At 34.8% G+C, this 18,627-nt stretch carries 11 protein-coding genes; 3 read left to right on the forward strand and 8 right to left on the reverse strand.

Annotated elements, in window-relative coordinates; translation table 11 throughout:
- Positions 1-5 precede the first annotated feature (5 nt).
- The 4 genes from P6936_RS03915 to P6936_RS03930 form a co-directional block, all read right to left on the reverse strand.
- Positions 6-338: a PTS lactose/cellobiose transporter subunit IIA gene (locus P6936_RS03915; protein ID WP_276862355.1), complete on the reverse strand. Its 333-nt coding sequence runs from the start codon at positions 336-338 to the stop codon at positions 6-8.
- Position 339: 1 nt separating this feature from the next.
- The gene (locus tag P6936_RS03920; RefSeq protein WP_276862354.1) at positions 340-2,292 is read right to left on the reverse strand and encodes a BglG family transcription antiterminator; all 1,953 of its coding nucleotides are present in this window, start codon (positions 2,290-2,292) and stop codon (positions 340-342) included.
- Positions 2,293-2,624: 332 nt separating this feature from the next.
- A complete protein-coding gene (locus P6936_RS03925) occupies positions 2,625-3,299 on the reverse strand; it encodes an IS3 family transposase (protein ID WP_338079163.1) in 675 nt (224 codons plus the stop codon).
- A 273-nt stretch (positions 3,300-3,572) separates the two neighbouring features.
- Complete coding sequence (locus tag P6936_RS03930; RefSeq protein ID WP_276880895.1) at positions 3,573-3,851, reverse strand: hypothetical protein; 279 nt, start codon at positions 3,849-3,851, stop codon at positions 3,573-3,575.
- A 366-nt stretch (positions 3,852-4,217) separates the two neighbouring features.
- Here P6936_RS03930 and P6936_RS03935 point away from each other — a divergent pair, with 366 nt between their 5' ends.
- Positions 4,218-5,387 (forward strand): carcinine hydrolase/isopenicillin-N N-acyltransferase family protein, encoded by a 1,170-nt coding sequence (locus P6936_RS03935; protein ID WP_004837151.1) that lies wholly within the window; start codon positions 4,218-4,220, stop codon positions 5,385-5,387.
- Between the two features lie 532 nt (positions 5,388-5,919).
- Here P6936_RS03935 and P6936_RS03940 read toward each other — a convergent pair.
- The 4 genes from P6936_RS03940 to P6936_RS03955 all read right to left on the reverse strand — a co-directional run bounded on the left by P6936_RS03940 (position 5,920) and on the right by P6936_RS03955 (position 15,649).
- Positions 5,920-7,209 carry a ClC family H(+)/Cl(-) exchange transporter gene (locus P6936_RS03940; RefSeq protein WP_004837149.1) on the reverse strand — a complete coding sequence of 430 codons (1,290 nt, stop codon included), beginning with the start codon at positions 7,207-7,209 and terminating at the stop codon, positions 5,920-5,922.
- 458 nt (positions 7,210-7,667) lie between these two features.
- Positions 7,668-11,228: a DNA-directed RNA polymerase subunit beta' gene (rpoC, locus tag P6936_RS03945; RefSeq protein WP_004837147.1), complete on the reverse strand. Its 3,561-nt coding sequence runs from the start codon at positions 11,226-11,228 to the stop codon at positions 7,668-7,670.
- Positions 11,229-11,236: 8 nt separating this feature from the next.
- Positions 11,237-14,944, reverse strand: coding sequence for a DNA-directed RNA polymerase subunit beta (locus tag P6936_RS03950; RefSeq protein ID WP_276880896.1), 3,708 nt, complete (start codon positions 14,942-14,944; stop codon positions 11,237-11,239).
- A 195-nt stretch (positions 14,945-15,139) separates the two neighbouring features.
- Entirely contained in the window at positions 15,140-15,649 is a 510-nt protein-coding gene (locus tag P6936_RS03955; RefSeq protein ID WP_276880897.1) for a nitroreductase family protein, read from the reverse strand.
- A 102-nt stretch (positions 15,650-15,751) separates the two neighbouring features.
- Here P6936_RS03955 and P6936_RS03960 point away from each other — a divergent pair, with 102 nt between their 5' ends.
- A complete protein-coding gene (locus P6936_RS03960) occupies positions 15,752-16,495 on the forward strand; it encodes a hypothetical protein (protein WP_004837142.1) in 744 nt (247 codons plus the stop codon).
- Between the two features lie 68 nt (positions 16,496-16,563).
- Positions 16,564-18,465: a fructose-1,6-bisphosphatase gene (locus tag P6936_RS03965; protein ID WP_276880898.1), complete on the forward strand. Its 1,902-nt coding sequence runs from the start codon at positions 16,564-16,566 to the stop codon at positions 18,463-18,465.
- Positions 18,466-18,627 lie beyond the last annotated feature (162 nt).

An 18,627-nucleotide genomic window follows, 5' to 3' on the forward strand; every position in this document is an offset into this window, starting at 1 on the left:
TACAGTCACCTCTTGTTTTCTAAATTTTCAATCCTTTCATAACATTTCATAAGTTCACTTGCTAGTATATATATAGTTTCACAAGCCATCATTTGATCTTCTGCGTGCATTAGTAGTACATTTTGTAAGGAATCTTCTATTTCATATTGTTCACCAAACATCTTCTGATGAATTTTATGACATTCATTATAGGCTGTTTGTCCTTCTTTTATAAGTTTATTTGCACTATTCTTATTGCCTAATCTTCTTTCTGCCATTGCCTCGATATAATATGACTTGGCAATACCAGCATAAGTTATTAACTGCATACACACATTTTCTAAAGTCGAATTTTCCATCTCAATCACCTCCCAACTTCATAAATTTCCTAAATTCTTCAAAATCTTTGATTTCAATTAATTGCTTAATTAGTTGCTCATTCCTTATAATTTTTGTAAAGATTGCTATTACCTTTTCAAAATCTCTATCTATTCCCTGAGGTGGCGAGATATAGAATACTATTCTTACATTCTTATGCAAATCATCCCAAAATATATCTTCACTCGATATAATTGTAAATATCTTTCCCTTAGTTTCTATTGGATGCACAGGATGTGGTATCGAAATAATATCCCCAAAAACTACACTTCCAAATTTTTCCCTCAAGTCTGTTTCCTGCTTATACATTTTCTGTATTTTCCCTTCATAGGACAATGATTTATATATCAAGCTTAATGCATCATTCCTAGAAATTCGTCTGCTATTTATATAAAAATTCTCTTGTGAAAAATACTTATCAAATAAATTATTTTTCACGTAACCCTCTGAAAAAAAGGATTTACTGTGTGATTTTTCATATCTTATCTCTTTAATTTTTCTATCTATTAAATTTAAATCATCTTCATCCAAGAACACACTTACTTTTACATAAGGAACTGGTATGAGCAGACCTTCTAAATCAATAGTGGAAATTATAAGGTCAATATCTATTAGGTTTTCTGAACTTAATTCATAGTACCCCAAAACGCCAACTATCCTAAAAGTTCTACTGTATTCATAGGAAATCCTTGTTTTAAGCATAAGACCTGTACTAAAACCTGAAGCACAAACAACAAGAATTTTAAGTTTATTATTGACTTTGTTTCTCTCTATAGCAGAAATTATATAAATCACCAAATAAGACCATTCATCATCAGTCAAATCTCTCCAACCTAAGAATTTATCGAAACTTTCTTTTACCAGATCCAAATACACTTTATACTTCGAAACAATCTTATCCGTCAATGGGTTGGAAACTAAAAATCCTGATTCCACTCTTTTTTCTAAAGAAGCTAAGTGTTCTAAAAAGCTATTTAGAAATACATCATCTTCCAATAAGTCAACCTTTAATTTTTTTGATATATGCTTTATTAATCCTATATATCTCATATCATCATTTGACTCAACGCTTAATATTGACGATTTTGTTTTTGATAGCAATTGTATAAAGATATAGTTTTTTTCCTTTACAGGTAAATCAATTCCAAAAGTTTTTGATATCCTTTCACATATATCTAGTGAAAAGTTATAAATATTTTTATTATCAATATATGTTAACTCAAAACAATCATTTATTATGCAATTTCTCTTTATTCGCTCTATAAGCAAAGCAAAATGCACAACCAAATTTTCTATAGTATAATCATTTACAGATATTTTATGATTTCTAACTTCATCTAGTAAAATCAAAAGAAGTTGTCTTATAATATCCTTATCAAAAATATCCACTTCATCCATATTACTTAAAAAAGAATTAGAAAATCTTCCAGAAAAAAAATAATCTAAGATAAAATGTCTCTTATCTATCTCCTCTCCTCTTACAGAAAGAGAATCATCTTTGTTTTTTTCTAAATATAGTTTATAATCCCTAAGCTTTCTATTCAAATTATAGATATCTCTTTGTAAAGTTGAGTCACTAACAAACAGCATTTTGGATGTTTTTCTAAAGTTTACACTACAATTTTCTAGCAGTAAAATTTCTAGAATATATTTTTCTCTTCCATCTTTGTCACATATCTGACCTCTCCCCTTTTTCAACTTGTATATCAAATCAATATATTCATTATAGTTATTAATAATCAAACGATATCCTTTTCCTCTAACAGAATCTATCTCAAATATTTTTTTAGATATCTTATTGCATATATCATTTATAGAATTTCTTATAGTTTTTTCCGAAAATCCAACATTAAAACCAATCGTATTGCTTGAAACATATTTACTTTGATTTTTATATAAAAATTTAACTATCTTAATTTCTCTATCAGAAAGCATGAATCACCTCTCTACAAATATACTTGCAAACTCATGTTAGCACATTCTATCTTTTACCGTTAGGATAACGGTAAAAGATGGTAAAAATAGCCCTATCTTAATGCTAATGTAACTCCATAAATCTGGACCTAAAACCAGAGTTAGAACTCAACTAGCTCTGGTATTTTTTTGTCATGGGGCTGTTGCAAAACTATGAATAATCATCGTACCATCGTTATAAGGTTCTCTTAGGAAATTTTCAGTGGTGCCTGCCGGCTGATGGAGGCAAAATTTCCGTGGAGGTTCTTCTAACGATAATGGTACGATTTATTCATTCTGCAACAGCCCCATTTTTATGCTGCATTCTTCTTTCTGTATTCTATTGGTGATAAGTATCCTAATTTTTCTTTTATTCTTTCCTCATTGTAATATTTTATGAAATCTTTTATTGTTTGTTTTAAGTGTTCATATGAATAGAATTTGTGTCCGTAATATATTTCTTGTTTTAGTATTCCAAAGAAGTTTTCCATTGGTGAGTTGTCTAAGCAGTTACCTTTTCTGGACATAGATTGGCTGATTTCATTTGTCTCTAACCTTGATGTGTATTGTTTTGTTTGATATGCCCAACCCTGATCTGAGTGGAATATTCTTTTTTCTTTGCTTTTATTAGTTATTTCTATGGCTTTGCCCAGGGCTTTTAGGATTGGTTCTATTGTTGCCTGTTTTGATATTTCATAGCTTAGTATTTCACTGTTGTACATATCTAGGTATGGGTTTAGATAAAGTTTCTTTATTTGATAGGTTCCTGTTTTTTCTTTTTCAAAGTACTTAAATTCTGTTGTTTCTGTTGTTATTTGCGTGTATGGTTTTTCTACTTTAAAGTTTCTTTTTATTTTATTATCAGCTATTTTTCCAACAGTTCCCTTGTAGGATGAGTTTTTATTGTTTTTCTTGAAAAGTTCTTTACTTGTATTTTTAATTTTTGAACTAATCTTTGTACTTTCTTTTTGTTTATTATTAGTCCTGATTTTTTAACATTGCTGTTATTCTTCTATAGCCATAGTTTGGATTGTCTTTTCTTATATTAAGTATTTTCTTTTCTGTTTCTATATCTTTATTTGGTTTATTTAATCGTTTTGCCAATACATGTATGTTGATTTGCCAATATTAAAGTATTTTAACAAGTCTTTTAGTTTGTATTTATCTCTTAAGTCTTCAATTGTTTCAGCAATTGTCTTATTTCTGTATCTGTCATTCGAGACACTTCTATCTTTTTTTATTGCATCATTTTCTAGTTGGAGCTAATAGTTTTTTTCTTCTAATTTCTTTATTTTTTCTTTTAATTGTGCTTGTGTTAATGATTCATTTTCTAAATTAGTTATGTTTGTTGATGATTTTATGTTAGTGTCTTTTGATCTATTTGGGGATTTTGGCATTTCTGAAGGTCTTCCTATCTTTTCAGATTTCAGTAATTCTATGCCTTTTTCTCTATATTCATTGACCCATCGGGTGATTATTGATGTATTATTGATTTTAAGATTGTTTGCTAGGCTTGATAGGACATTTCTCCTGTTTAGCACAAGTTTACTACATTTAACTTAAATTCCAAAGTGTATTGTGTATTTTCTCTTTTTACTTTTAGTCCTTCATAGCCTTGTGATTTTTATGCATTTACCCATCTTTTTACTATTTCCTGTACTACTTTCATTTTAAATTCTGTACTATATTTTTCCATTAAAAAACTGACCTCCTTTAGTTAGTTTTTTGGTCTAACTTTTGGGGGTCAGTTCATTCACTTTCCTAGTCTTTTTTATATCTTGGGATTTTTGCAACAGCCACTTTTTTTATATAATCTATATTATATATTATTGTATTATATATTTGTTTGTTCTATATAATATGATAAAATATAAACATCTAGTTTTCAAAACTAGATTGGAGGTTATATGAAAAAAGGAAAAAATATTTTAAAATTTATATTAATTATCCCTGTAATTCTAATACTAGCTATAGTATTAGTATGGAGAAATGAAATTTTTACTATTATGAGCATTAAAGAAATTATGCCAGAAGATAAAAATCACTCAGATGGTAAAGTATTGACAATTGATGCCAAAGGCGACTATTATCTTGACGACCTACTTAAACAAGGTGGAGTTAAATCGGATAAAGAATTAATCAATTTTTTAACCCGAAAAATCACTAAGGGTCTTTTTAAACTGTCAATTGAAGAATCAAATATTGGTTGTTCTTCTTATACAGCAAGTCTTGCTGATGGTGATAATATATTTGCTAGAAATTATGATATGAAAACAACGCACATAGCACTTGTACATACTAAACCATCAAAAGGTAGGTATGAATCAATTTCCACTGTAGATTTATCATTTTTGGGTGTCAAAGCTGAAGATAATCCAAATACATTAAAGAGTAAATTTAATATGCTAGCTGCAGCCTACACTCCACTAGATGGAATTAATGAGAAAGGCTTATCTGTAGGAATCTATATGTCTTACCAAGGACCTTCAAAAGAAGATTATCCAACTGACCAGAATACAGACAAAGATGATATAACATCTACAATTCTTCTAAGACTTATGCTTGATAAGGCTAAAACTGTAGAAGAAGCAATCGAAATTGCAAAGTCTTATGATATGCACGATTCTGCAGGTTCCTCTTTCCATTATATGGTTGCGGATGCAAGTGGAAATAGTGCAATTTTAGAATACATTGGCAAGTCTGATAAAACAGATACTGATGGTTCAAAAAGAGAATTAAACGTTATATATAACGATAAAAATAAGAACAAAAAAGGACAGGTAGTTACTAATTTCATTGTATCAAAAAACTACTATGATAATGATGATACAAAATTTGGACTTGATAGGTATGAACTCATAAATAAAGAACTTACAAATAAAAATTTTATTTTAGATGATGAAAATCACGCCATGGATATATTAGCAAAAGTTGGAAGAAGAAATTGGGATAATAAAGATAAAAATACAATCACTACCCATTCAGTTATTTATAACATGAACAAGTTAGAATCATATCTTGTTGCCAATGAGCACTTTGGTGATAAAAATTATGTATATAGATTTAAATTCAAATAAAAAGATGTGCAAATTGTCCTAAACACTAAATAAGGTGGCCCCATAAAGTTGACCTAATATCAGAGTTAGAACTAAACTAGCTCTGATATTAAGACTGTGGACCATTTTTCGGTTGACATTTACAAACCCATCTTGTTATCATTGATAGATTGTTTATCTTTAATTCATTTGCTAGGCCTTGATCGGACATTTCTCTTGTTAAATTCAAATTTACAACATTTAACTTAGATTCCAAAGTGTATTGTGTATTTTCTCTCTTTACTTTAAGTCATTCATAGCCTTGTCATTTGTATGCATTTAACTGTCTTTTTAATATTTCATGGTGAGAAATATTATACTTTTATGCTAAATTATTAAAGCTTATATTTCCTTTCAAATATTCGTTTACAATTCTCATTTTAAATTCGGTGCTATATTTTGCCATTAAAAAACTGACCTCCTTTAGTTAGTTTTCAATGTCTAACTTTTGGTGGCCAGTTCACTTGGGACTTTTGCAACTGTCCCTTTTTATTTGTCCTTATACTAGTGCTTTTTATTTGACTAATAGCTCGTATAAGTGCTCGTAGAATGGTTTAGATTTCATGATTTCTGCAAGGCTATAGGCAACTAGGCTTACTATGGATATTCCTAGTAGGTAATTGAAGGCTCCTCCTGTCATTTCTAGGACTAAAATTATTGCTGTTATAGGCGTTCTTACTATGGCAGAGAAATGACCACACATACCAAGAATACTAAAAATTAGTATATAGGATGGATCTAGTAAGCCGAGACAGACTAGGCTTGTCGCAAAGATATTTCCTACTAGAGATCCAATTACCAACAAGGGAACAAGACTTCCTCCAGGAACTCCAAGACCAAAGGCTAGGGCAAGGAGAAGGATTTTTGCAAAATAGAAAAATATCAGACAAGCTAGGCTAGGATTTCCTGATATAGGAAGGAAAATAAAATGCTCGCTTGATGAGAATAATTCTATGTCAATCATGAGGACTATGGCTGTAATTACGAAAGGAAGCATATATTTTATGTAGGGATTGATTTTTATTTTTGCGAAAAATCCCTTCGAACCTATTATACATGAATTGAAAAATACTCCCGATAAGCCAGCTACAAGGCCCAATAGGATTAGTAAGGCAATCATTGATAGGCTCATGACATCAAAGGCAGGTATGTCCTTTAAGGCTGGATTGTTTCCAAAACAAAGATCTGCTGTAATTACTGCTGTAAAGATAGTTATTCCTGTTGATAGAAAGACCTTCCTGTCCGTTTTTTTGAAAATTTCTTCTATGGTAAATAAAACTCCAGAGATGGGAGCATTAAAGGCTACTGCAATTCCTGCTCCAGCAGCTGATCCTATGAAATATTTTTTGTTTTCCCTAGATTTAGTCCTTCTATGAACTATATCGCCCACAAGTCCACCTATTTGAACTGAAGGACCTTCTCTACCGAGTGTAAGACCTATTCCTATGGTAAGGACGCTTGATAGAAATTTCCTGATTAAAGTTTTTTCTGAATCTACATCAAACTTGTCATCAAGCATACCATAGATTATCGGTATACCAGATCCTTTGATATTTGGGTCTTTCTTGGCTAGATAATAAATAAGGCTTCCTACAAGTATAAATAAAACAATAATAAAGATTTTGTAGCTAAAATTTCCCCTGGCTAGGGAAAACAAGAGAAGCATCTTATCTGATAGAAGATGGATGGATTTTTTGAATAAGCCAATCACAAGACCTACCAATATTCCCTGCAAGATAAGAGCAAGTATGCTTGTAAAATCCCCAGTCTTATAAAAATATCTGCGTTTAGATTTATCTGTCATATTTCCTCCTTAGCTTAAATTATATCAGAACTTTCTCTTTCAGTTAAGCAAATATTAAGTTGAATATAAGATTAAGTTCAAATATATGTTACTATGATAGCAAGAAGAAAGAAAGAAAGAAAGGACTTTATATGAAATATTTCTTTTTAGATGTTGGCTAGCTAATCTGACCATGGCTTGGTTTTTTCTCATCTTCAAGGACAATTTTATTTAACTGAAGCTTTTTCTAAAATGATTCATTAACCTAGTCATAAATTTATTTATCAAAATGGTCGTCTGGGTTTTTTCCTTATTCCAAGTTTTTTAATTTATCCTAACTCTAATAATTTTTTCTATTAAGTCATTGTTCTTATCAAAATTTTATCAGCTTAAAGTTTTTTAAGACAAGTTATAAAAAATCAGGGACTAAATAATATTTTAGACAAGAAAAAGCCCGCATTATATGCGAGCCTTTGTTTTTAGTTTTCCATAGCTTCTTCATTTTCAGCTTCTAGGGCTTCCATGTTCATAGCTATTTGTGCATCTTCTGCTTCTTTGGTTTCATAGTCTATTTCTACATCGTTGTAGGCTTTTAGACCTGTACCGGCAGGGATTAGCTTACCTATGATGATATTTTCTTTTAGTCCCTTGAGGTCGTCTATCTTACCCTTGATTGAAGCATCAGTTAGAACTCTTGTTGTTTCTTGGAAGGATGCAGCTGATAACCAGCTTTCTGTGGCAAGAGATGCCTTGGTGATACCGAGGAGCTCTTGGCTATAGGTGGCTGGATTCTTGCCTTCTTCTGTCATTTTTTCATTTTCTATGTCAACTTCACGTCTGTCTTGAAGGGAACCTGGTAGGAATCTTGTATCTCCTGCCTCATCTATTTTAACCTTCTTGAGCATTTGACGAGCTATGACTTCTATGTGTCTATCGTCTATTTCTACACCTTGAAGTCTATATACTTTTTGTACTTCTTTGGTGATGTAGTCTTGAACACCAACTTTTCCTAATACATTTAAGACATCGTGTGGGTCAAGGGAACCTTCTGTTAGCTGATCTCCCTTTCTTACAATATCTCCGTCTTTGACAAGTATTCTTGATCCAAAAGGTATATTGTATTTCTTAGCGAATCCATCGTCTGATAGGATTTCTACGTCTGTCTTCTTTTCATTTTGGATAAGAGTTACGACACCTGAGTTTTCTGCGATGTAGGCAAGTCCTTTTGGTTTTCTTGCTTCGAATAACTCCTCAACCCTTGGAAGACCTTGGGTGATTCCAACGCCTGCTATACCACCGGAGTGGAAGGTTCTCATGGTTAGCTGAGTACCAGGTTCTCCGATTGATTGGGCTGCTATGATTCCTACAGCCTCACCAGCATTGACGTGCTTTCCTGTTGCAAGGTTTCTACCATAGCAAGCTGCACATACACCGTGTTTGGCCTTACATTCAAGTACAGAACGTAGTTTTACTTCTTTGATTCCTGCATCAATTATCTTATCAGCCATATCTTCGTCTATTAGCTCGTTTTTGTGAACTATGACTTCGCCATTTTCATCTTTAATTTCTTCGAAAGATGTTCTACCGATAATTCTTGTTTGTAGGTTTTCTATAAGCTCATTGCCGTCCTTAAACTCGTGGGCTATAACATAACCATCTGTATGACAATCATCTTCTGTAACTATTACGTCTTGAGAGATATCTACCATTCTTCTTGTTAGGTAACCTGAATCGGCAGTTCTTAGGGCGGTATCTGTTAGACCCTTACGAGAACCGTGGGTTGAAATAAAGTACTCTTGTACTGAAAGTCCTTCCCTAAAGTTAGCCTTGATTGGGATTTCTATGATTTTACCATCGGCCTGACTCATAAGTCCACGCATACCACCAAGCTGTCTGATTTGGTTTGTAGAACCACGGGCACCTGAATCAGCAAAGATTTTGATGTTGTTATCTGATTTAAGTTCTGTAAGAAGGGCATCAGTTACAAGGTTTGTAGTCTTACCCCAAATGTCTATAACTTTTTCATATCTTTCTTGATCTGTTATAAGACCTCTTCTATAGAGTTTATCATATCTGTCTACTTCAGCATCAGCCTTAGCAATGAGATCCCATTTTTCTTTAGGGATATTTACGTCTGACATGGATACAGTTAAACCTGATAGGGTTGAGTATTTGTAACCTGTTTGTTTGATGTAGTCTAATACTTCGGCAGTTTTTATATTGCCATGCTTTCTAAAGCATTTATCTACTATGTCCTTTAAGGTTCCTGAATCAACAATTGTGTCTATTTCTAGAGAGTATGGATCTTCTTTTCTATTTACATAACCTAAGTCTTGTGGAATACCTTGATTGTAAATAAATCTACCTACAGATGATGTTACAATCTTACCTGGATCTTCCTTAGTCTTCTTAACTCTTACCTTGACCTTGCTTTGGAATTCAACATAACCTGCTTCTAGGGCCTTCATCATCTCATCAATTGATTCGAAGGTCATATTCTCTCCCTTGGCACCATCTTTTATGGTTGTTAGATAATAAGCACCAAGTACCATATCCTGAGAAGGGGTTGTAATTGGCTTACCATCTTTTAGACCAAGGATGTTGTTGGTTGACATCATTAGTAGTCTTGCTTCGATTTGAGCCTCATTTGATAGTGGCAAGTGGATAGCCATTTGGTCACCATCGAAGTCCGCATTGAAGGCGTTACAAGCTAGCGGATGTAGCTTAATTGCCTTACCTGCTACAAGCTTTGGTTCGAAGGCTTGGATACCTAATCTGTGAAGAGTAGGGGCACGGTTTAGTAAAACTGGGTGATCTTTGATTACTTCTTCAAGGATTTCGTAAACTCTTGGGTCTTTTTTCTCTACCATTTTCTTTGCAGACTTGAGATTGTGGGCCATACCACAATCAACAACCTTGTTCATAATAAATGGTTTGAAAAGCTCAAGGGCCATTTCTTGAGGAAGACCGCATTGGTTGAATTTAAGGTCAGGTCCTACTACGATTACTGAACGACCTGAATAGTCAACTCTCTTACCAAGAAGGTTTTGTCTGAATCTTCCGCTTTTACCCTTTAATAGGTCAGATAGGGACTTCATGTTTCTATTTGATGCACCAGTTACAGCACGTCCACGTCTTCCGTTATCTATTAGGGCATCGACAGCTTCTTGGAGCATTCTTTTCTCATTACGAACTATAATTTCTGGTGCTCCAATATCAAGAAGTCTTTTTAGTCTGTTATTTCTGTTTATTACTCTTCTATATAAATCGTTAAGGTCACTGGTTGCAAATCTTCCACCTTCAAGTTGAACCATAGGTCTTAGTTCTGGTGGCATTACTGGAAGGACATCTAGAATCATCCATTCTGGTTTATTGCCACTTGTTAGAAAGGCATCAACTACTTCTAGTCTTCTAGAAACTCTTACCTTCTTTTGTCCAGTTGACTCATCAAGCTCTTTTAGGAGAAGTTCGTATTCTCTTTTTAGGTCAATATTAGAGAGGAGTTCTTTTACAGCTTCTGCTCCCATAGCTGCCTTAAATTCTGTATCATCTGGATAAGCTTCTATTACGTCTTGATATTCATTTTCAGATATCTCTTGCTTTTCCATAAGGTCTGTTGAACCTGGGTTGATTACGACATATGAAGCAAAGTATAAAATCTTTTCTAGGACTCTTGGACTCATGTCAAGGAGAAGTCCCATCTTTGATGGAATTCCCTTGAAGTACCAAATGTGGCTTACAGGAGCTGCTAGCTCAATGTGACCCATTCTCTCACGACGTACTTTGGATTTAGTTACTTCTACCCCACACTTTTCACAAACTACACCCTTGTAGCGGATTCTCTTGTACTTCCCACAAGAGCACTCGTAGTCCTTGGTTGGTCCAAATATTTTTTCACAGAAAAGTCCGTCCTTCTCTGGTTTTAGGGTTCTATAGTTGATAGTCTCAGGCTTTTTTACTTCGCCATGAGACCATGATCTGATTTTTTCAGGGGATGCGATTTTCATCCTCATCCCATCAAATTGGTTTAATTCGCTCATTTATACCCCTATTCTTCTATCATTTCGCTAGCTTCGTCTGTATCTTCTTCTGAAGAAGCTTTCTCAGCGTTTGAATTATCCTTATTTAAAGCTCTAGTTAGGCTTTTGATTTTTGATGCGTCGATTTTATCAACTTGAGAGAATCTATCTTGCTCGTCTATATTTTCCTTTAGCTCGATTACCTCACCTTCACTATCCAATAGCTCAACATCTAGGGCTAGGGATTGAAGTTCTTTTACAAGAACCTTGAAGGATTCAGGTGTACCTGGTTCAGGAATATTTTCACCCTTTACAATTGATTCGTAAGTCTTAACCCTTCCTGTAACATCGTCAGATTTTACAGTTAGAATTTCTTGGAGGGTATGGCTTGCACCGTAGGCTTCTAGGGCCCAAACTTCCATCTCTCCGAATCTTTGACCACCGAATTGTGCCTTACCACCAAGAGGTTGTTGGGTTACTAGTGAGTAAGGTCCGATAGATCTTGCGTGGATCTTCTCTTCAACCATGTGGTGGAGTTTTAGCATGTACATTACTCCGACGGTTACTGGATTTTCAAAAGGAAGTCCAGTTCTACCATCACGAAGGGTAATCTTACCTGTCTTATTGACGTAAGGAGCAACCTTCTTAGCTTCTTCTAGAACTTCTTCGATTTCTGTATCGAGAGCTCCGTCGAATACTGGAGTTGCAATCTTCCAACCCATTGTCCTTGCTGCAAGACCCATATGAACTTCAAGAACTTGTCCAAGGTTCATACGGCTTGGGATACCAAGTGGATTTAGGCAGATTTGAAGTGGAGTTCCATCTGGTAAAAATGGCATATCTTCTCTAGGAAGGATTCTTGAAACGACACCCTTGTTACCGTGACGACCACACATCTTATCTCCTACCATAATCTTTCTTTTGGCAGCGACATAGACTCTTATTACTTTATTTACACCTGGAGCGAGTTCATCTCCATCTTTTTTGTTATATTCTTTAACATCTACTACGATTCCGCTTTCTCCATGAGGAACCTTGAGTGATGTATCTCTTACTTCACGAGCTTTTTCACCAAAGATTGCTCTTAGAAGTCTTTCTTCTGGTGATAATTCTGTTTCACCCTTAGGGGAAACTTTTCCTACTAGGATATCTCCACTCTTAACTTCAGCACCGATTCTTATGATTCCATTTTCGTCAAGGTCTTTTTTCATATCCTCTCCGACATTTGGAATATCCTTAGTGATTTCTTCTGCACCTAGCTTTGTTTCTCTAGCTTCGCACTCATGCTCTTCTATGTGAACTGATGTTAGGACATCATCCATAACAAGCTCCTCGTTAAGGAGCATAGCATCCTCGAAGTTGTAACCTTCCCAAGTTGTAAAGGCTATAAGGATGTTCTTACCTAGGGCAAGCTCACCATTTTCTGTTGATGGACCATCTGCAAGGATTTCATTAGCCTCAACCCTATCTCCTTTTTTTACAATTGGTCTTTGGTTGATGGTCGTTCCTTGGTTGGCTCTTTCAAATTTCAATAATTCATAATCTTCAATTTTGCCATCAGAATCTCTTTTTACCTTGATGTGCTCATCGCCTACATAGACTACTTCACCCTTTGACTTAGAAAGTACACATACACCAGAATCTTTTGCAGCCCTATGCTCTATACCTGTCGCTACAATTGGTGCTTCAGATTTGATAAGAGGAACTGCTTGCCTTTGCATGTTGGCACCCATGAGGGCACGAGTAGAGTCGTCGTTTTCAAGGAAAGGTATTAGACTTGCTCCTACTGATACAATCTGTTGAGGAGATACGTCCATGTATTGGATTTTCTCTCTTGGATATATATCATTTTCTCCCTTAATACCACGTCCTGATACTCTAGCATTTACGAATCTATTGTCGCTATCAAGAGGTTCGTTGGCTTGGGCTATGATGAAGTCATCTTCGATATCTGCTGTTAGATAGTCGATTTCGTCAGTTACATATCCACCTTCCTTAACTAATCTGTAAGGTGTTTCTATAAATCCATACTTATTAACTCTAGCATAGGTTGTAAGAGATGTGATAAGACCGATGTTTGGTCCTTCTGGAGTCTCTATCGGACAAATTCTTCCGTAGTGGGAATCGTGAACGTCACGAACCTCAACTCCCGCCCTATCTCTTGACAAACCACCTGGTCCTAGGGCTGATAGTCTTCTCTTGTGAGTCAACTCACTCATAGGGTTAGTTTGGTCCATGAATTGGGATAATTGGGATGAACCAAAGAATTCTTTGATTACTGCTGTTACAGGCTTGATATTGATTAGGCCTTGAGGGGTTGCAAGATCTGGGTCTTGGGTTGTCATTCTTTCACGAACAACTCTTTCCATCCTAGCAAGTCCTACCCTAAATTGATTTTGTAATAGCTCTCCTACTCCCCTAACACGTCTATTGCCTAAGTGGTCGATATCATCTACATGGCCTATTCCCTCAAAGAGGTTGAATTGGTAGTTTACAATAGCAAGTATATCTGACTTAGTAATGTGTTTTGGGCAAAGTTCCTTTTTCCTTCTTTCCATAAGAGTCTTAATCTCATCAATGCTCGCAGCCTCTTCAATTATCTCTTTCATAACTGGGAAGTAAACTTTTTCGCTAAAGTCATCAACATTAATATCAAGATCTTTTAGCTCATCAAAAGCGTTAATGTCGACAAAGTTATTGCCAACAACTCTTAAAATCTTATCTTCTTCAGAATAATCATCTTTCTTTATAACATCAACTGTTACTATGCCTGCATTTTCTATAGCCTTAGCAATCTCTTCTGTAATTAATTCTCCAGCAGATACAAAAAGCTCTCCTGTTTCAGCATCAATCACATCGTCTTTTGCTCTAAGACCAGCTATCCTGTTAGCTAGGGCAAGTTTTAGATTGTATTTATATCTTCCTACCTTAGCAAGGTCATACCTTCTATCGTCGAATAAGAGATTGTTGATTAAGTTTGTTGCAGACTCAACGCTTGCAGGATCTCCTGGCTTTAGTTTTCTGTAAATTTCAATTAAAGCTTCTTCGGCTGTCTCTGAATTTTCCTTCTCTAGGGTATTTCTCAAATGCTCGGTATCTCCGATAGCATTTATAATTTCTTCATCACTTTCAAACAAAAGTGCACGAACAAGGGTAGTAGCTGGAAGTTTTCTAGTCCTATCAAGTCTAACATTGACAGTGTGGCTTGCGTCAGTATCAAACTCAATCCATGCACCACGGTTAGGGATGACAGTAGAAGAGTACATCTTATCTCCGCTCTTGTCAGTTTCTTCAGCATAATACACACCTGGAGATCTAACTAACTGGCTTACTATAACTCTTTCAGCACCGTTAATTACAAAAGTAGCAGAATCTGTCATCATTGGGAAGTCTCCCATGAATACTTCTTGTTCCTTAACTTCTTCTGTCTCCTTATTTATAAGTCTTGCCTTAACCTTAAGATCTCTAGCATAAGTTGCATCCTTATATTTTGATTCTTTAACAGAATATTTTGTTTCATCGTCGAATTCATAGCCAATAAATTCAAGAATAAGGTTGCCATTGTAGTCTTCGATTGGTGAAATATCTTCTAATATTTCTCCAAGACCTTCTTTTAGGAACCATTCATATGAATCTTTTTGGACTTTTAGTAAATTTGGTAAATCTAATACTTGAGGAAACTTGGAAAAACTTTTTCTCTTAGTTCTTCCAAACATTTGTTCATGGAATTGGGCCATTAATCATTACTCCTTGTCTGTTTCGTAAGCTTTTCTCTGTCTAGAAAGCCCCTAGAAATAACTTCATAAAAAATAAAAAAATCTCGATTTATAGATTTCTAGCAATTGTTAATTATACCATATTATAATCAACTCTTCAAGTCCTTAGTCGAGATTTTCCTTTCTTCTTCTCAATTTTTTCTTTATTATATATTATTAGACTATGTAATTAGTCTTTATGTGGTGGTTTTTAATCTGTGCGTCGCCATCAGCATAACCTACAATAAGTCCGCTTATCGGATAAAAACCAGGATCAAGGTCAAGGTCTTTGATATAGGAGGCTTCTTTACCCAAGGCGTTTACTGAGCCTCTAATGTAGCAAAAAGCTAGACCCATTTCGGTGGCCTTTAGGCAAATATGCTCTATCACACAGCCCGCATCTTCATAAGCTGCACTAGTATCCTTGCTTGATGAAAATATTATAAACAAAGGCGCCTCGTAGAGGGGATTCTTGTCCTTATGAGTTTTTTCTTGATACTCTTTTACGAATCTTTCCATTAGAGATTTATCTTTAATAACGCTTAGCCTACACTCTTCATAAGCTCCGTTAGCAATCGGCGCCTTGTAGGCTGCATCCAAGAGCTTTTCGATTTCTTCATCAGTTGGCATATCTTTTTTATATGATCTTGCCGAATATCTTTTGTCCAAGACTTCATCAAATAGCATAAGAACCTCCTTGACTTAAACAAATCTTTGGGCTTATTATACTTCAATAAAAGATATAAACAAATCGATAATTTATGCTATAATAATATAAATGGAGGCAATATGAAAACAACTACAAGACTACTAACTTTTATAGGTGGACTATTTAGGTCTGTCATTACAATTTTATTTTTATTCGCAACTATTTTTGCAGGCTTTGTAGATAAGAAACTTTTGGCAGGCTTTTTGGATATAGTTGGCTTTTCGCCAATATCCCTAGGTTTTGTTAAGCCAATTGCAATAATTATCCTAATCTGTGGCTTTTTCTTAAATTTTAAAGTTACAAGAAATATTTTTCAATCTGGAAAAACTGGAGAGAAGTTCTTGTCCAATATTTTCTTTGCATGTTTCTTTATAATAATAGATTTGCTTATTCTTCTATTCATAAGGGAAAGATTAATCTATATCCCCCTTGTTCTAAACGCCCTAATAATTTTAGCATCAATTATGGGTATCTATAATAAATCTAGGGGAGCCTATCACAGTGGAAATTCTGATGAAGAAATGAAAAAGATTCAAGATGCTAATAAGGAAAAAATAAAAGAGAAAAAAATAGATATAAATAAAGCTCCTAAGCTAAGAAAAATAGAAGCTACTAGCAAAAGAAATACCCTTGCAAATAGTGAAGATGAACCAAAGCTTTACTCCCTAAATTTTGCAAGTGAGAAAAAAGAAGAGGCTAAGCTCGACAATGCAAAAGAAGATTCTAATCCTAGTAAAGAAGAAAAGAGCACTTTAACTATAAACAAGCTAGAAGAAAAATCTTCAAACGAAAATATTATAGAAGAAGAAAAAAAGGATGAGTAATTTCATTCTTTTTCTTTGAAATTTCCTACTAATGGGTATATAGCAAGTAAGAAGAAATGAGGGGAAATATGGACAACAATTATTTAAAACTATTAAAAGACATCTATCCAAGCAAATCAGCTATCAAAGATGAGTTGATTTCTCTAAACTCGAAGCTCTATCTTCCTAAGGGGACTGAGTATTTTTTCTCTGATATCCATGGAGAAAGCCAAGCCTTCCTCCACCTCCTAAGGTCTGCTTCAGGAAATATTAGAGATAAAATCAAAAAGTTCTATGGGGATACCTTAATACAAGAGGACCAAGACCAACTAGCGGAGCTTATCTATGATCCAAGCTATGTTATCAAAGAGTTTTCTGAAAACGATTTATTAACTGAGGACTTTCTAACAATCACCATTCACAGGCTAATCAATCTCTTTAGATTTGTATCTACCAAATATCCTAAGGCCTATGTAAAAAGCAAGTTTACCGGCTCCTACACCAATATTATTGACGAGCTTTTATATACCAACGATTCAGAGTTCAACAAAAAGGAATACTATGAATCTCTTATTGCAAATATTGTAAAATACAATTCTGCCAAGGAGTTTATAATCTCTCTAGCAAAACTTATCCAAAGAGTCTCAGTTGATAAGCTTCACATAGTTGGAGATATTTACGATAGGGGCCCTTCCCCACACATAATTATGGACGAGTTACTTGGCTTTCCTAATGTAGATATCCAATGGGGCAATCACGACATAGCCTGGATGGGGGCAGCTAGTGGCAATGAGGCTTTGATTGCTGCTTGTGTTGCGAATGCCATCTCTTATAATAATTTCGACATGCTAGAAGATGGCTATGGGATAAATCTTAGACCCCTTTATGAATTTGCCATCCACACCTACAAGAATGATCCTTGTAAGCTTTTCATGCCAAAAATTTTTGACAGAAATATTTATGACAATGTCAGTGGCGAAGTTGCTGCTAAGATGTATAAGGCAATTTCTATCATAAGATTTAAACTTGACGGCGCCCTCATAAATAGAAATCCTGAATTTAATGTAGATGATAGAAACTTCCTCAAATTTGTCGATTTTGAGAAGATGACCTACAAAAATGTCCCAATGAAGGATACAAATTTCCCAACTATAGATCCAAAGAACCCACTAAAGCTTAGCGATTCAGAAAAGTTTATAATAGATATCCTAAAGAGCGATTTTACCAAGGGCAACAGACTTAACCGCCATATGAGATTCTTATACAAGAATGGATCTATGTATAAGACAGAAAATGGATCTCTCCTCTTTCATGGTTGCATACCTCTTACAGAAGATGGCAAATTCAAGGAAGTAAAGATTAAGGGCAAGACATATACTGGCAGAAAATTAATGGATGCCTTCGATAAAATTGCAAGAGACGCCTACTTTACCGACTCTCTCTTTGCCAAGGATGTGATGTGGTATCTGATAAATGGTAAATATTCACCAATTTTCGGCAAGAGTCAATACTCATATTTTGAAAATATCTTTGTAGATGACAAGGACTTAAAAAAAGAAGTCTTTAACCCTTATTACAGGCTTTGTGATAAGGAAGAGATTGTAGATATGATCCTAGACGAATTCGAAATCAAAAACGAAAGAAGAAGGATAATTAATGGCCACGTTCCAGTAAAGGCAAACAAGGGTGATAACCCAATCAAGGCTAACGGCAAGCTCTATGTGATTGATGGCGGAATCTCCAAGCCTTATCAGGCAAAAACAGGAATCGCTGGTTATACTCTCATGTTTAACTCCCACCATGTAGCCCTCGCCGAGCATAAGTCTTACGAATCAATAACAGATAAGGTATCAAGCTACACACCAAATATCAAAGAAGTAGAAATCCTCTTGCCAAGGATGCTAAAGAAAGATACGGACGAAGGCAGAGATATTAGAGAAAAAATTGAAGTTCTAGAAAAACTTCTAGAAATGTACGATAGCACTAACTAAGCTAAAAAAGGGGCTGTTGCAGAATGAATAAATCGTCCCAATATCATTAGAAGAACCTCCACGGAAAGTCTCATAACGCCGACGGGCTAAATGCCTCCATCAGTCGGCAGGCACTAATATGCCCACCGGCAAGGAGAGGTAAAATTTCCTAAGAGAACCTTC

Origin of the sequence: Anaerococcus tetradius, from assembly GCF_947087635.1 — a bacterium.
Classification (GTDB): domain Bacteria; phylum Bacillota; class Clostridia; order Tissierellales; family Peptoniphilaceae; genus Anaerococcus; species Anaerococcus tetradius.